Annotated in this window: 14 protein-coding genes; all 14 read left to right on the top strand. The window is 40.2% G+C overall.

Annotated features, from left to right (window positions below; all coding sequences use genetic code 11):
• Positions 1–147: 147 nt before the first annotated feature.
• The 14 genes from arcC (at position 148) to BLV55_RS10655 (ending at position 16,881) form a co-directional block, all read left to right on the top strand.
• Positions 148–1,110 (top strand): carbamate kinase, encoded by a 963-nt coding sequence (arcC, locus tag BLV55_RS10720; protein WP_093314270.1) that lies wholly within the window; start codon positions 148–150, stop codon positions 1,108–1,110.
• 117 nt (positions 1,111–1,227) lie between these two features.
• Positions 1,228–2,373: an MFS transporter gene (locus BLV55_RS10715; protein ID WP_093314268.1), complete on the top strand. Its 1,146-nt coding sequence runs from the start codon at positions 1,228–1,230 to the stop codon at positions 2,371–2,373.
• A 10-nt stretch (positions 2,374–2,383) separates the two neighbouring features.
• Positions 2,384–4,075 carry a PucR family transcriptional regulator gene (locus BLV55_RS10710; RefSeq protein WP_093314266.1) on the top strand — a complete coding sequence of 564 codons (1,692 nt, stop codon included), beginning with the start codon at positions 2,384–2,386 and terminating at the stop codon, positions 4,073–4,075.
• Between the two features lie 131 nt (positions 4,076–4,206).
• Positions 4,207–5,061: an oxamate carbamoyltransferase subunit AllH family protein gene (locus BLV55_RS10705; protein ID WP_176968379.1), complete on the top strand. Its 855-nt coding sequence runs from the start codon at positions 4,207–4,209 to the stop codon at positions 5,059–5,061.
• Positions 5,058–6,614, top strand: coding sequence for an acyl-CoA synthetase FdrA (gene fdrA / locus BLV55_RS10700; RefSeq protein ID WP_093314262.1), 1,557 nt, complete (start codon positions 5,058–5,060; stop codon positions 6,612–6,614). The genes BLV55_RS10705 and fdrA overlap by 4 nt, the downstream gene beginning before the upstream one ends.
• A 36-nt stretch (positions 6,615–6,650) precedes the next feature.
• Complete coding sequence (locus tag BLV55_RS10695) at positions 6,651–6,821, top strand: fdrA domain protein (RefSeq protein WP_093314260.1); 171 nt, start codon at positions 6,651–6,653, stop codon at positions 6,819–6,821.
• A gap of 44 nt (positions 6,822–6,865) precedes the next feature.
• Positions 6,866–8,119, top strand: coding sequence for a YlbE family protein (locus BLV55_RS10690; protein WP_330386612.1), 1,254 nt, complete (start codon positions 6,866–6,868; stop codon positions 8,117–8,119).
• Positions 8,120–8,220: 101 nt separating this feature from the next.
• On the top strand, positions 8,221–9,021 hold the full coding sequence (locus BLV55_RS10685) for a cyclase family protein (protein ID WP_093314256.1): 801 nt from the start codon (positions 8,221–8,223) through the stop codon (positions 9,019–9,021).
• A 105-nt stretch (positions 9,022–9,126) separates the two neighbouring features.
• Entirely contained in the window at positions 9,127–10,008 is an 882-nt protein-coding gene (locus BLV55_RS10680; RefSeq protein WP_093314254.1) for a carbon-nitrogen hydrolase family protein, read from the top strand.
• Between the two features lie 266 nt (positions 10,009–10,274).
• Complete coding sequence (locus tag BLV55_RS10675; protein ID WP_093314251.1) at positions 10,275–11,462, top strand: CaiB/BaiF CoA transferase family protein; 1,188 nt, start codon at positions 10,275–10,277, stop codon at positions 11,460–11,462.
• Positions 11,463–11,741: 279 nt separating this feature from the next.
• Positions 11,742–12,500: a hypothetical protein gene (locus BLV55_RS10670; protein WP_093314249.1), complete on the top strand. Its 759-nt coding sequence runs from the start codon at positions 11,742–11,744 to the stop codon at positions 12,498–12,500.
• Positions 12,501–12,536: 36 nt separating this feature from the next.
• Positions 12,537–14,966, top strand: a complete 2,430-nt coding sequence (locus BLV55_RS10665) for a hypothetical protein (protein WP_093314247.1) — start codon at positions 12,537–12,539, stop codon at positions 14,964–14,966.
• A 290-nt stretch (positions 14,967–15,256) separates the two neighbouring features.
• Complete coding sequence (locus BLV55_RS14615; protein ID WP_176968378.1) at positions 15,257–16,090, top strand: hypothetical protein; 834 nt, start codon at positions 15,257–15,259, stop codon at positions 16,088–16,090.
• Complete coding sequence (locus tag BLV55_RS10655) at positions 16,084–16,881, top strand: class B sortase (RefSeq protein ID WP_093314245.1); 798 nt, start codon at positions 16,084–16,086, stop codon at positions 16,879–16,881. The genes BLV55_RS14615 and BLV55_RS10655 overlap by 7 nt, the downstream gene beginning before the upstream one ends.
• The last annotated feature ends 41 nt before the right edge of the window (positions 16,882–16,922 follow it).

Raw genomic sequence — 16,922 nt, 5'->3', positions numbered from 1 at the left:
TTATAGCCGTGATAGAAATCAACTACAAGTATCCATATCATCTATATGGATACTTGCTCTTTCCCAACAAAAAATCCAATAAAACATAGGAAATCAAAAAACATAGGAAAAGGAGGTGCAGCTGATCAAAAGATCAGCTGAAGAAAAATGAGAGATAAAAAACGAATTGTTATCGCCCTGGGAGGAAATGCCCTGCAGGCAGATCCTAATGATACGACAGCTAAGGCTCAGTTAAAGACAGCAAAAGAGACCGCAAAACCTATTGCCGACTTGATTGAAGAAGGAAACGAAGTGATTATTGTTCATGGCAATGGCCCGCAGGTAGGTCAGATCGTAGCGGCTTATGAAACCGCTGCGGCGACGGATAAGAAAAATGAAATGATGCCTTTTCCGGAATGTGGTGCGATGTCTCAGGGATATATTGGCTACCATTTACAGCAAAGCATTCGTGAAGAAATGGTAAAACGAGGCATCAAAAAAGAAGTAGCCACCGTCGTGACGCAAGTAGTGGTGGATGAAAAAGATCCCGGATTTCAAAACCCGACAAAACCGGTAGGTTCCTTTTATTCTAAAGAAGAAGCGGAAAAAATGGAAAAAGAAAAAGGATTTGTTATGAAGGAAGATTCAGGGCGTGGTTATCGAAGAATGGTGGCCTCCCCAGAACCTTTGGATGTGGTAGAAGCCAATCTAATCAAAAGCCTGGTAGACCAGAACCATGTGGTGATCGCTGGCGGAGGTGGCGGTATTCCGGTAGTTGACAAAGGTAATGGTGTGCTGGAAGGAGTTCCGGCCGTAGTGGATAAAGATTTTATATCGGCAAAAATGGCAGAACTGATGGACGTGGATTTACTGATTATCTTGACAGCGGTAGAAAAAGTAGCCATCCATTTTGGCAAACCAAACCAGAAAGAATTAACAAGATTGACAAAAGAGGAGGTTTACCAGTATATTGAAGAAGGGCATTTTGCTCCCGGCTCAATGCTTCCAAAGATGAAAACCGCCTTACGATTTGTTGAATCAGCACCGGGACGAGAAACACTGATTACCTCTTTAGAAAAAGCCAAAGAAGGAATTGAAGGGAAAACAGGCACGACCATTGTTAGCACTTAATGCCATTCTCATGAACCTTCTTTTGGATCTTATACAACCTTTGCAACGATTACATCCCTTGTTATCCTTCGGGTACTTCAAGGGATGTAATGTATCACCGGTTAAGGAGTGAGTTCATTGAGTGATAACATCAAGAAGATGGTATTTAGTCAAACCATTTATTCGATTTTCAAAAGTTTTATCATGATTTTTGTTAATATTTATCTTTGGCAAACAGGTGAAAGCATGCAAGGGGTAGCTCTTTTTAATATATTCAATTATACAGCTGCCTTCTTGTCTTTCTATATAGCGAATAAAATTGCATTGGTTAATATGAAATTAAATTACATAGGGTCTTCTCTTGCTTTTATTCTGTTATTTACCATAACAGCTATTTTTCAGGAAGGTGTTAACGATTATGCGGCGTTGATGGGAATCTTTGGAGGAATAGGTGACGGCCTGTTCTTTTTTAATATGAATTACTACCAAGCCTACCAACTGGACCGGGAAGAAGCGGATACGTTTATGAGTATGGTAGGCATGGTTACCAAAGCTTCTTCTATCGGAACACCGGTTATTTCTGGTATGGTGATCAATCGGTTTGGGTTTAACGCCATGATCTATGCACTGCTACTACTGGTTATCGCGCAAATGCTCAATGCCATTTCCCTTCCAAAAGCTAACATCCAACATATGTTTCGCATCAACTTCAAAAAAATGCTTCAGTGTAAAGATCAAAAACGGATCCTTCTGACCCATGCCATCCATGCTCCTTATGGTCAGTTTATTATTATGGCCAACAGCGTCTTCCTATATTCTTTTACCCGAAGTGAAGTGGTGATGGGTTATCTGAACACCCTCTTTGCCATTGCCTCCATCCTATTGTATATGGTTTACTTGAAGCTAAGAAGTCATTTCACCAGAAAAAACATGACCCGTATTGGGGTATTTGCCTTAGCATTTTCAATCATGGTGCTTTTTCAACCTAATTTCTGGACGTTTATTATCTTCAGCCTAACCGTAGGATTAGGTGACGCGTTTTTTAATAAACCCCTTACAGGAGCCCAGATTTACTATGCCAAACAGTACTCGGATGATGAGAGAGAAGTTCTTGGAAATCTAATGACACGAGTATTTCTGTTAACAACAGGCCGATGTGTGTTTTATTTATTAGTATTCTTTTTTTACAAAGATTATACCTCTCCTATTTTCACCATTTTTCTGGGGTATAATTTATTATCGCCTTATGTGAGTTATCGGTTAGCGAGAAAACAAATGGAATAGAGGTGTGATCATGACCAATATAACAGGCATCACAGTCAAAGAACTATTAGAGGCAGATTTTATGAGCAACGCCGATGTCCTGGCGGGAAAAAAAGGGCTGGAGAATATCATTCAGAAAGTGAACGTCATGGAAGTTCCGGATATCGTAGACTGGGTAGAAGAAGGAGAACTGTTACTAACCACCGCCTATGTGATAAAAGATGATCCTGACAAATTATATGATCTGGTGATAGAGCTTCACCAAAAGGGAGTGGCCGGGTTAGGGATTAAAACGCATCGGTATATCAAGGAGGTTCCTTCGTATATACTTGAAGAAGCGGATAAACGAGGCTTTCCACTGATTAAACTGCCCTATGAACTTTCTCATTCCACAGTGATTGCCAACAGCCTGACAAAAATCATTGGACAGCAGACGGAACTGTTGGAACGCATTGACCGGGTACAGAATAAACTGTTGAATACCATGCTGCGAGGCGGAGGCCTAGGAGCCATTGGAAAAGTCATTTGTGAAAGCCTTGAAAAATCCACCTTAGCTATTCGGGAATATGTGTTTGAAGAAAACATTATTTTCTGTAACGAAAAAAAGAAAGAAGCACTGGAAGAAATACTCAAAAAAGATCGGGAAAGTGGCAATGAATACGAATTGTATATGGAAAATGATTTCCGTCATTTTGAAACAGTAGATAATTTGAACGGAGAAAAAGTAAAACGCTATACGATTCCCATTTGTACCCAAGATCGAAATTTTGGCGCTATTTATATCTGGGACAGTGATCAGCGGCTAACCAGTCTGGAAATACGGATGATCAAATCTTCCAGTTCCATTATTGCGCTGGAAATATTAAAAAAACTATCCATGTTTGAAATTGAAAGTAAATACAAAATAGAGTTTTTTGATGATCTGTTTTCTAAAAACAATATGAAACAAAACCGAGCCTTGGAAAGAGCCGCTTATTTTGATTTTGACAAAAATTTATCCTATTCAGCCATCGTCATTTCTATCTCTGAACATCGGCGTCATAAAAAAGGAGAGCAGCTTCAAGCTCACTTAATGCATAAAGTGAACATTCGTATTTTAGGACTGGTTCAAAGATTGATTTATCACCATAAACAAAACATGATTTGTGGAAATAAGAGCGATAAAATCATTATTCTTTATGGATCTTCCAAAGAAGGAGATAGCACCGCTCTGAAAAAAGAAATCCTCTCTTTTTGCAATGAAATCATTCATTATTCAGATTTAGAAGCCATGAAACATATTCAAGTAGGAATCGGACGAAACTACAAAGATCCTAAAGCGCTTTGGCGCAGCTATCGGGAAGCCAAACGAGCTATCAGAGGCATGGAGATGGATGATAAAAAACGCATTGCTCATTATGCGGACCTAGGAATTTACAAATTACTTACCTATGACGAACTGGAACCGGAGCTTCAGGAATTTTACCGTGATATCCTAAAACTTTTAGTAGAATATGATAAAGAAAAAAACACAGAACTGGTTCCAACATTGAAAATGTATTTTCGTTTAGGTGGCAACCTGAAGAAAATTTCCAAAGAAATGTATACCCATTACAATACAATTATTTATCGGGTTCAACGAATCGAAGAGATTACAGGAACTAATCTGGAAAACTATGACGATCGGTTAAATCTGCAAATAGCACTAAAGATTTATGACATCATCGATGAGGAAAAGGTTTAGTAAAAGGAGAGAAGATAGAAAGTTCGACCTGTTTAGGAATAGTTAACAAAAGACAAGGATTTCTTTTATTCATTCTCACTAATGAATTGAAGCCGGTGTTAAGGTATCATTATAGACAAGGGTTGATGGCAATGAAAATAGATGGAATGGATCAACATTTTTATCAAGAATGCGTTACAAAAAAAAGGATAGGTTTTCGGGTACATTCCGTTTTTGAAAGTGCGGTTAACCTTATCAGCCAGGAAGGAATCTGGGCAACGGTGGTTTCAAAGGGCCGCTGGTTACCACCCAATGGTTTCCGGGTAAAAAATTTTCCAGAACTAAAGGAAAGATTGAAACAAGAAGACAGCTTCTGGATGGATGAAAACATTTTGCCCGACAAGCTTATCGATCTTCATATCCATCGCATCACCGAAAAGCCAGAACAAAGAGAATCCATGGAGATACTGGAAAAAAAAGTAGAATATTTACAGGAATATCTGAATATTTTTGGAAAAGAAGGATTTATGAGAAAGCCATTACCGGAAAAAATTCAATTATCCCTTACGGCCTTCGATCAAGGGTTGGATAATCAAGATGAAGAAAGGGTGAAAGATTCCCTTCAAGGCCTTATTGGGTTTGGAAAAGGATTAACGCCATCAATGGACGATTATTTAGCCGCTCGGATCCTTGTCTGGAAAATCTGGAAACAGATTTATCCCATCAAAGAAACCATTCACTTTGGTGATTTTGTAGTAGATGGGGCCGTACAAAAAACCACGGTTGTTAGTGAACGAATGCTTCAATTTGCCAATCAAGGCAGATGTTCAGAAGATTTGTTAAGACTGTTCAGAATGATGTTTCTTTCTTCTAAAGGACCAGAGTACGAAGATGCCATTAAAGAAGTAATGGAGATTGGCGGTTCCTCCGGAGAAGATTGGATTTATGGAATAATAAAAGAAACCAAACGTTTACTAGTGAACCGTAAAGGAGGAAACAACGCATGACCTTGAAATCCCACGTAAAAAAGAATGCTTACTATGACTCTGTGGTTCTGATGCAAGTAACCAAAGAATTGAAAAAGACAGAAGGCATCCAGGAAGTGATTGTCGGCATGGGAACAGACCTCAACAAAGAACTGGCCGAAAATCTGGGCTTGCTGACTGAAGAAATTAAAAATGCAACCGCTAACGATTTCTTTGTGACCCTTGAAGGAGAAGAAACGATCGATATGGAGGATATCCTTCTCAAGATCAAAACATTATTAAACCAGAAGAAAACCTCTGGAGGAGAAGATTACCGACCGGCAACTTTACGGTCAGCCATGAAAGTAATGCCGGAAGCAAACCTGGCTATTTTTTCGATTCCTGGCGAATATGCCTTTGATGAAGTTAAAAAGGCTTTGGAGCAAGACCTTCATGTCATGTTATTTAGTGATAATGTAAGCATTGAAGAAGAAAAAGAGCTCAAAGAATTGGCTCAGGAAAAAGGATTGCTGATGATGGGACCGGACTGCGGTACAGCCATCATTAATCAGACACCACTGGCTTTTGCCAATGTAGTAAAACCTGGAAATATTGGTATTGTAGGAGCTTCCGGAACCGGAACCCAGGAAGTTTCTGTGATTATTGATAAACTGGGTGCCGGTGTATCTCAAGTAATTGGAACCGGTGGAAGAGATCTAAAAGAAGAAATTGGTGGCATTATGATGCTGATGGGCATGGATGCGTTGGAAAAGGATGAAAAGACAGAAGTTATTGTCCTGATTTCAAAGCCTCCCAGCGAAAAAGTGGCCCACAAAATTCTTGAACGAGTAAAAGCTTGCCAAAAACCGGTAATTGTTGATTTTATTGACGGTGATCGGAAAATGATAGAGTCCTATGGTGCTTATGCTTGTATCAGTTTAGAAGATACGGCTCAAAAAGCGGTAGCCCTTTCAAAGGGTGAAAAACCGAAAGATTTTGACGGTTTTTCAATAGATGAGAAGCTAATTGACGAAATGGTGGAAAAAGAACTATCAAAATATTCACAGAAACAAAGATACGTGCGGGGCCTTTATACCGGAGGAACTTTGGCAGAAGAAGCACAAACCATTTTAACCGAAAGCCTTGGAGAAATTTTTTCCAATAAACCAAAAAAACCGGAACGAAAACTGGCCAACGTTTTTAAAAGCGAAAAACATACCGTTGTCGATTTGGGCGAAGACGAATTTACCATCGGAAAGCCTCATCCAATGATTGATCCTTCCGGAAGAGCCGATCGAATCGTAGAAGAAGGACAAGACGAAGAAGTAGCGGTACTGTTGATGGATATGGTGCTGGGATATGGAGCTCACGAAGATCCGGCCGGCGAAATGATTGAATCCATCCAACAAGCGAAAGCTCAGATGGAGTCCGTTAATGGTCATCTAACCGTGGTGGCTTCCATCTGTGGAACAGAAGGCGATCCGCAGGATATGGAAGAAAGCCGGAAAAAGCTGGAAGATGCCGGCGTTATCTTATTACCATCCAATGCACAGGCCGTAAAATTTGTAGAAAAAATACTGAAACGGATTCAGTAAAGCAAAAGAAACGGGTAATAAGTGAGGAGGACAGATATGTCAAAAGTTAACCAATTATTTGACAGTGAGCTAAACATTGTGAATCTGGGATTAGAGTCTTTTTCCAAAGAACTGAAATCTCAAAAGAAAAAGGTAGTACATGTGGACTGGAGACCTGTAGCGGGAGGCAATAAAAAATTGGCTGCCCTATTGGAAAAACTATCTTAAAAAAAGATAGTCAAAGACATACAAACAAGATGGGAGTGAGTCAATTGCTAAAACAAAAAATTCAAGAGGCAAATCAAGAAGCCATTGAAAAACTATTGAAAGCTCAACCCACTTTGGTGGGTATAGGGGTAGCCGGTAAGGATATTCCAGGCATGGATAAAAAAACCATATTGCATGCAGGGCCACCAATTCAATGGGAAAAGATGAGCGGGCCCTTAAAAGGAGCCGTCATTGGCGGATTGATTTATGAAGGACTTGCCGCCAACGAGAAAGAAGCCATTCAACTGGTAGAAGCAGGAGAAATCACCTTTGATTCCTGTCACCATCATCAAGCCGTAGGTCCAATGGCAGGGGTTGTGACGGCATCGATGCCCGTATGGATTATTGAAAATACTACTTTCCAAAACAAAGCTTACTGTACCCTTAATGAAGGACTTGGGAAAGTGTTACGCTACGGTGCGTATGGAGAAGATGTGATTAAGCGGTTAAAATGGATGGAAGAAGTTATGGCACCGGTATTAAAAGAAGCCTTAGAAAAATCCGGCCCCATCGACTTAAAAACCATGGTGGCACAAGTGGTTCAAATGGGCGATGAAGGGCATAATAGAAATAAGGCGGGTACCTCTTTGATCATTAGAGAACTAGCCCCTCATATCATAGAAACTTCTTTTGATAACCAGCAAAAGGCAGAAGTAATGAAGTTTATCAACAGTAACGATCATTTCTTCTTAAACCTGACCATGCCAGCTTTTAAGTCCAGCTTGGATCCTCTGGAAAACATTCCTTATTCAACCTTGGTATATACCATGGCACGAAACGGAACCGAGTTTGGAATACGAGTATCTGGTCTGGGAAATCAATGGTTTACAGCACCAGCGGAAATCATCGATGGACTGTTTTTCCCAGGATATAGCAAAGAAGATGCCAATCCAGATATTGGAGACAGCGTTATCACAGAAACAGCAGGCGTAGGTGGCTTCGCCATGGCCGCTGCCATTCCTATTGTACAATTTGTAGGCGGAACGCCACAAGACGCTATTAACTTTACAAAAAGCATGTACGAAATCACCGAAGAAGAAAACGATACCTATAAAGTACCTGTCCTGGATTTTAAAGGAACCCCGACAGGCATCGATATCCGCAAAGTAGTAGAAACCGGTATTCTACCGATTATCAATACGGGAATAGCCCATAAAGATCCGGGAGTAGGCCAGGTGGGAGCTGGTTTGGTAAGACCACCAATGAAATGTTTTGAAGATGCCCTAGAAGCTTTTAGTGAAAGAGTTGGCATTCTTTAAGATATATAAGACGTATCATAAGTGACTCTATAAGATGTACAGCAGGATGAAAAAGGTAAAAATATAAATCATATAAACACTATTCTAAGGAGGAATTATCAATGAACATTATGGATCTATGGAAAAACGTAAAAACCTATGATTTAACTCAAAATCTTAGTACTCAAACACCACCTTGGCCAACGTATGAGCCATTACAGTTAAAATTCTTCAAACGATTATCGCCAAACGGTGCAAACGGTCAACTAATCACCACATCTAACCACGTAGGTACTCATTTGGACGGCCCACTACATTTTGATACGGCGGGAGCGGATATTGCTTCTTTACCAATGGACAAACTAATGGGTCCGGCGGCGATTGTAGATCTTTCTGATATTGCGGAAGACTATGGTATCTATACGCCAAAAGATATTATGGAACGAGTAGAAGTGAAAAAAGGAGATATTCTAATCATCAACACAGGCTACCATAAATATGGTTGGGACCAACCAGAAGCTGATGAAAGAAGATACATGCTTCGTCATCCAGGACCTTCTATGGACTTTGTAGACTGGGTAAAAGAAATGGAAATTAAATGGATTGGTGTAGACTGCGGATCCGCTGACCATCCTTTCAACACAAAAATTCGTGATTGGGAACCAGGCGAAGCAAAAATGGCTGATGAATATCTAAAAGGAAAATACGGTAAAGGCCTGAACGAAATCTATGAATGGCCAAAAACGTATCAAGCAATGCATGTACAGGTATTCCCAAAACCACATGAAATTATCCACGCTGAAAACGTAGGTGGAGAAATCGATAAGGTGCTAAACAGAAGAATGATCGTAGGATGCTTCCCATGGAAATTTGTTGGTGGAGAATCCAGTATTTCCAGAATCGTTGCTTTTGACACAGAATAATCCTGGAAACAGAATGAGGCCCGCTTAGCGAAAACTAGGCGGGCAAATTACTATCATCAATCAAATCTGACAACAATCAAATCCAACAGATGGGAGGCAATAAGAGTGAAAGAACATATAGCCGCTTGCGTGCAAATTGCAATTAAACCAAATAACATCAAAGAAAATACGGATAAAGTATGCCATTGGATGGAAAAAGCCGCTAAAGAACATGAAGCCGAACTATTGCTGTTTCCGGAAAGCATTACCACCGGTTTCACACCGAATATGCCAAAAGAAGCGTTTTATGAATTATTACCGGAATCTGTGGAAAGTCACACTACTGAAGTCCGAAAACTGTGTAAAGAATTAAAGGTTCATCTGGTTTATCCTATTTACGAAAGAGGTTCCGAGAAAGGCGAAATCCTGAACAGTTCCTTACTGATAGATGATCAAGGCCAGATTTTAGGAAATTATCGAAAAACCCATCCTTTTCCTACGGAAAGACAATGGACAACGGCAGGAACAGAAACAGCGGTCATCGAAACCAAGTTAGGGAAAATTGGAATGATCATCTGCTATGACGGAGATTTTCCAGAACTAAGCCGAGTGCTAACCTTAAAAGGAGCAGAAATCATCACCAGACCTTCCGCACTTTTAAGAAGCTTTGATATATGGGAACTTACGAATAAAGGCAGAGCCTATGATAACCATGTATACCTGTTGGGCGCCAATGCTGTAGGGCCAGACGCCGGTGATAATTATTATTTTGGGCATAGCATGATTGTTAGCCCTATTGCACAGATCCTTGGTCAGGCAAGAGGAACAGAAGAGATTGTTTCTGCCAAACTGGATCCAAACCCCATTAAAAACGTAAGCTATGGTACCCGCTCACCGATGATCTTTGATCATGTAGAAGATCGTAATGTAGATGCCTATAAAGAAATTCTCACCGAAGGAACCTGCGCTTTCGAACCGGCTAAAAGAATTCCTTACCAAAAAAAGTAAGGGCAAGCAGGAACTCAAATAAGCAAACGAACAGGTAATCAAACAGGTAATCAAACAGGTAATCAAACAGGTAATCAAACAGGTAATCAAACAGGTAATCAAACAGGTAATCAAAGATATCATTAAACAAGTGAATATATCATCAGACAGCTAAGGAAAAAGAGGCATTATTGGAACCGTTAAGCAATAAATCAGCTAAATAATGAAGAAAAATATCCGGAAAGTCATCTGCAAGAAATAATGGAAAGTAGTGGAGGAGTGATGAGATGGAGTACGCATTGGAAAATGTAAAAGTGCTGGATCTGACCCGAGTTTTGGCAGGACCTTATGCTACCATGATTTTAGGCGATTTGGGAGCCGATATTATTAAAATAGAAATGCCGGGAATGGGCGACGATTCCAGAGCCTTTGGTCCTTACGTAAAAGAAGAAAGTGCCTACTTTATGAGCTTAAATCGGAATAAACGAAGCATTACCCTGAACCTGAAAGAAGAAGAAGGGAAAAAAATCTTTAAGGACTTAATTAAAAAAGTAGACGTGGTCGTCGAAAATTTCCGTCCAGGAACCATGGAAAAACTGGGCTTGGGTTATGATACCCTAAAAGAAATAAACCCAAAATTGATTTATGCTGCTTCCTCCGGTTTTGGTCATACAGGACCTTATAGCAAAAGAGCAGCCTACGATGCGGTAGTACAAGCCATGGGCGGAATAATGAGCATCACCGGTCAGGAAAATGGAAAACCTACCAGAGTAGGAACTTCCATTGGAGATATTAATGCCGGTATGTTTACGGCTATCGGTATTCTTTCCGCCTTATACCGAGTTAAAGAAACCGGGCAAGGACAAAAAGTAGACGTGGCGATGTTAGACTCTCAAGTAGCAATCCTTGAAAATGCCATTGCACGGCACGTGGTAACCGGAGAAATCCCCCAACCTCAAGGCAATCGACATCCAGCCATTGTTCCTTTTGAAACCTTCGAAACCCAAGACGGCGAAATCATGATTGCGGCAGGTAACGATGCTTTATGGAAAAAACTTTGTCAGGCCATGGATCATTCAGACCTTAGTGAGGATCCAAGATTTAAGACGAATCCACTCAGAAACGAAAATCACTCCGCTCTTAAACCAATCCTGGAAGAGATCACACAAGGGAAAACCACGGCTCAATGGCAGGACATACTGGACGAAGCTGGCGTGCCCAATGGGCCCATCAATACCATCGACAAAGTATTAGAAGATCCTCAGGTAAAAGCACGGGAAATGATTCTGGAAATGGATCATCCAAAAGCAGGTAAAATGAGGGTACCAGGAATACCAGTGAAGCTCAGCGATACACCCGGAAAAATTCGTCGTCCCGCTCCGCTTTTGGGAGAACATACAGAAGAAATATTAAAAGAATACTTTGACTATCAGGACGCAGAGATCGAAAAGTTAAAAGAAGACAAGATCTTATAAGCGAAACGAAGCGAAGTGAAGTAAAACACAACAAAGCATCGAAAAAAAGCAACGTTGAAAACCATCCCTCCAGCCTCAAAGACACGAAACCAAGCGTCAGGTCTTTAAGGTTGGAAGGGATGGTTTTTTAGAGCAAAACGGGATGCAGACATAATTTATATTGTGTAGCAAATAGAAAAAGAGTATAATGTTTATATGTGTTTCCAATTTTCTGATTTTGCAATATATGTCTAGGAAACCAATAATGAGCCTAAGGGCAAACAAAAGGAGGAGTAATCCATGAAAAAAAAGATCGCACTCATTCTCTGTTTCGTTCTTATAATAGGAGCTCCCGTTTTTGCCAGCGAACCAGTCGAAGGTGGATATTCACAAGAGACAACAGCAGAAACAACAGAAACGGCAACGGCGGAAGAATCTAGCGAAGAACAAAGTCAAAGCAATGAAGAAGAACAAAGTCAAAGCAATGAAGAAGAACAAAGCCCAGACAATGAAAAAAATGAAGAGAATAAAGAGAATGAAGAGAAGGTAGGATCTGACGAAGGGCAGGAAGAAACAAAAACATCAGAAGAAAAGACAGAGATAGTGAGCGATAAAGAAGAAGCAGCAGAAGAAGTATCTGACACAGCCGAAGATAAGGAAGCAGAAACAACAGAAGTGATAACGCCGGAAGAAACTAAGGATGAAAAAGAACAGGAAGCGTTAGTTGGCGGTGCTGAACTGGAAAAAGAAGAAGATATTGATGAAGAAGATACGGATAATGAAATAGCTTATCGTATGTTTAAGAATGTAAAGGGAAGCAATATGAACGCCCTTATAGAAGCATACCATCAAGAGATCAAAGAAGAAAAAGGGCTGAATAGAGATGCATACACGGTGCATATTTCAGAATATGCATACATCGATAAGGATAGATATATCATGTATATGCCGGAGCAGATAGGATCAGTGCTTATCAAGATTGACACGTTAGAGCAGCGGGTGTCCTTTCTGTCAGAAATAGAAAAGGTATATATTTTTATGTTACTACCGGAATATTAATGAGTGATAATACCTTAACAAAGGAGGTAGCTATGCATGGGGAAATCATATCAGCAATTCAAAAAAATCATCAGCATGACTCTTATCGCAATATTATTATTAACGTCGATTAGCCCTGTCTATGCAGAAGAAAATTACGAAGTAAAAAGCAGCGAAACATACCTAAAACAAGGACATCTTATCCTTACAGTACCTTCTTACTATGAAGGATGGGAGTTTTCCTTTGAAAATAGAGAAGGAAGCACGATAGAAAGACATGTTCAGATAGAAGAAAGAAAAGTAAGGGTCAGCGATCATTTTTCTACTGGAGATGGAGCGACTTCTCTTAGTGAACTGCAAGAATCTATTAATATAGCCTTAGGAGTTATGGGACACCCACCCATTAATGATTTAAGAAGTGAGACAGGAGAGTACGACCAATCTGAAATGGCAAATGGCTATACTTGGACCGTTGAAAAATCAACGATAGAACCTTTGGAGTATGTAGAAATAGTTGTTTATATTTTTACTAGCGATGGAGATTCTTTTGCTCCATCGGCCGAAGGAACAGAAAAAATTTACTTTGAATGGATCGACGAGCATGGAGATTCCGTCAGACATGACCTTGACTCAAATGAAGCTTGGCATGCTTTCCAAGTTCCTGAGGGGACTATTTCTTATACCATTGAATCGGCAGGGTCTGTTGATGATGATCACTTTTGGATTTATGGAGAAGGGTGGTTTTGGCAGGGTGGTTCTCATATGCGTACTGAACCATGGAGAAATCGTGAAGAGAAAGAAATAGAAAGCTACCCCTTGAAACATACAGGGACTTTAGAGATTGATTCAACCATAGAGTTTGAGTCTATCATGGGCGGTTATTCCTTTGAGGTGATTTTCTTTAATGCGATAAATGAAGATTTAAACCAGTTTGGAAAAAGCGAACTGCTGGTTGATTTTCGCTCTAGAATGCCTAACAATCCGCAGTGTCATCTGTATGGATCTTTAGAAGGAATAGAAAGCATAACCTTTGAATGGGAAGAAAATGGAATAACAGAAAGTGAGTCCTGGGAAGCTGAAGCATTGGTAGAAAATGGAGGATGGCTATCTGTTTGGTTACCGGAAGGAGAAGTTCAGTACACCGTCACCTCCAAAGGAGAGGTAGATGAAGACCATTACTGGATTTTAGGAAATATTGAATCTTACCGAACCTGGGAAACATGGAAATATAGACAGGAAGCAGAGAAAGAAGCATTTCCACTATCATACACCGGATCTTTTACCTTTTCTAATAACCGGGCACCGAGCAACGATTATGAACCTTACATTACCTTTGAAATGTTTAATGTCGCTCATGACGATCCAGGTACTTTTGGGAAATACGAAGTTATCATTCAAACTTTTTCTTTATCTTATCCAGATGAAAGCTGGTATGATAATCCAAGCGAAGGGCTGAAAAACATTGAATTGGAATGGAAGGGGATTGATGGCTCGAAAAAGTCCACTATTATTAATAGTATAGATTTAGAAGGCTGGGATGATTTAGTATCTATATGGATTCCAAGGGGAGAAAAACTTCATTATCGGATTAATACCAAAGGAGATACAATAGACAATCAGCAGTGGGTAGTAGGGGAAGTGTTTCAATGGGAGCCATCTGGGGTTGATAGAACCAGAATACAGGTACCTTGGATGGACTGGCTACTTCGGGAAGATGATTTATCGGAAGAAACGATAGAGCATACCTATGTTTATACAGACAGTTTAATAGTCAATAAGAATATAGGGATGGGTATAGAACTGTATGAAGTTAAGGATTCGTTAACAGAAGATCCAGAAGATCCTCATACAATTACAGTAGGGACATATGATTTAAACCCATTAGATCATATCGAGTTTATTGAGTTTGAAAAGAGCGATGGAGAAATAAAAATGATCGACTTAAATGACTTTATGGACAACTTCATGATTAACGTGTCTGTTCCCGCTGGCACTACGGCAATAAGAGTGAAAATGAAAGAGGATGCCGATTACAGGCTAAGATCAATTGAACCCATTCAAGCAGGAAATTTCTATGCCATGAGAGAAAGTGCTAATCCCGAAGATTATCCTCTAGAGCATGAGTTTATAATGAATGTAAGAGGTAGTCTAAGACTAGATTTAACGTTTAAGGATTTTGGTCGTTGGGTTGATGATTATGATAAAGATACTCCTAAGGAAATAGAAATAAGGGTTATTGAAGCTAAGGAAAAAGAAACATCAGAAACTTCTCAAAATCCAAGTTTGGGAACCGTGATCTTTGAATCTATCGATGAAAATGGTGAACCGGTGAAGATACAAGGAAGCTTAGGCTTAAAACCGAAAAACCGTATCAGAATAAGAGTTGAGATACCAGAAGGAAGTGATTTTGATAAAGTAAATGAATGGAGACTAGAGCCCATTAAAGAAGATGGTGGACCTGATGATGGGGGAATACCAATCGGATAACCTTCGAACAGAAAGATTCTTCTGTACCCTACAATACGACCTGATTCACATTAATGAATCTGAATCCCCAGGTAACTGTGCAAATCCCTGGGTGCTTATATAGATGAATACAACACGTGTCGACCGTATTCATCCCTTGGGGGTGTATGTCCTGAAGTATTCTAACATCAAGATCAATTAACCCTGGTTTCATAAAAATCAAAAGATGGAAAGGAGCTTAACTTAAAAAGTCCATTTTGTGTCTTGAAAACGGGGAGCATTATAGATGCTTAATCGAAGGGGTGATATAAATGAAAAGAAGTTACTTAGTATTTTTCCTTGTTCTATGCTATTTTATGGTTACAACCATAGGGGCTGTCTTTGCCTCCCCTTCCGTTGAAAATAATACGGAAAACTTTAAGATCGTAGACTGGGGTAATGATTGGATAGAATTAGAGTACGATAGATTTGATCTAAACGAGGTCGGGTTGACAGTAGATTATGTATTGGGACAAACGCCAGACCCGGACCCCGTTGATCCGGACCCAGAACCGACTGATCCGGACCCAGAACCGACTGATCCAGACCCAGACCCACCAGGCCCAGGTCCAGGCCCAGGTCCAGTTCCAGAACCGGTCGATCCGGACCCAGAACCGACTGATCCAGACCCCGTTGATCCGGACCCAGAACCGACTGATCCAGACCCCGTTGATCCAGATCAAGACCCAGATCCAGCAGGTTCAGATCCAGACCCGGAACCAGTCGACCCGGAACCAGTCGACCCGGAACCGGTTGATCCAGACCCAGATCAAGACCTAAACTTGACTGATCCAGATCCAGAGCCAGTCGATCCGGATCCGGAAATACCAAAATTTATAGTTCCTCCAGATCCAGAAAGTGGACCTTCTTATTTTATACTTGAGGATCCACATGGTGTTGCATTAGGAAGATATACGAAAATGACAACAGAAGATGGACAGTCATTTTATATAGATGAAAATGGCATTCGGATTGGTGGTCCAAGATTGCCGCAAACAGGAGATTCGACACCAATTGCTAGATGGTATGTGATGGTGATATGGTCACTTTTGAGTGCTTTTTGGATATTTAAGAATGAAAGAAATGGAGATGTAAAGAATTGCTGAAGAAGCATATCAAAAAAATGGCTGGCTGTGGATGCATTCTCATCGCATGTTACTACAGTATTTTGCTTTTTCAATACTATCAAGAAGCATATGTAACCCAAGAGACCTTTGAGATGATGAAGGAAGAACATAGGACAGATCAAAAAGACAAGAAAGAGATAGAAAAACTAGCATTATCATTGGTTCATCAAGAGACTAGCCGGGTACCGTTTATAGAAAGCTTGATGAATGAGAATGAAGATATTTTTGGGTGGATACGAGTAGAAGGAACACAAATTGACTTTCCGGTGATGTTTACACCGCAAGACCCGGAATATTATATCAACAGGGATTTTTATCAGAAAAAAACTACTAGAGGGACACCGTTTCTCGATGGCCGATTTAAGGATAATCATTCAAACTATATTATTTATGGCCATCACATGAAAGACGGCAGTATGTTTTCTGATCTTCTGAGATATACAGATGAGACTTTTTTTAAGGAGAACAGGATAATACAGTGGATCACACTTTATGAAGAGAAAGAATTTCACGTTATTGGGGCATTTTATTCAGAGTTGCATATGCTTCGCAATGATTTTCCATGGTATGAGTATCTGGAGTTTGAGAAACAGACGGAGTTGGATGACTTTATAGATCAGGTGCAAAGGGTTTCTCTTCATAAGATCAGCACCGACGTTGATTTCGACGTTGATTTTTCTGACCGGTTTATTACGCTGGTTACCTGTTCTTATCATGATGATACTGGAAGATTTGTAGTGGTAGGGAGAGAAGAGATTTTGGATCATTAAACCATCCCTCCAGCCTCAAAGACACGAAACCAAGCGTCAGG

The sequence above is a fragment of the Tindallia californiensis genome (assembly GCF_900107405.1).
GTDB classification, from domain to species: Bacteria; Bacillota; Clostridia; order Peptostreptococcales; family Tindalliaceae; genus Tindallia; species Tindallia californiensis.
This window is presented reverse-complemented; position numbering and strand designations above follow the sequence as displayed.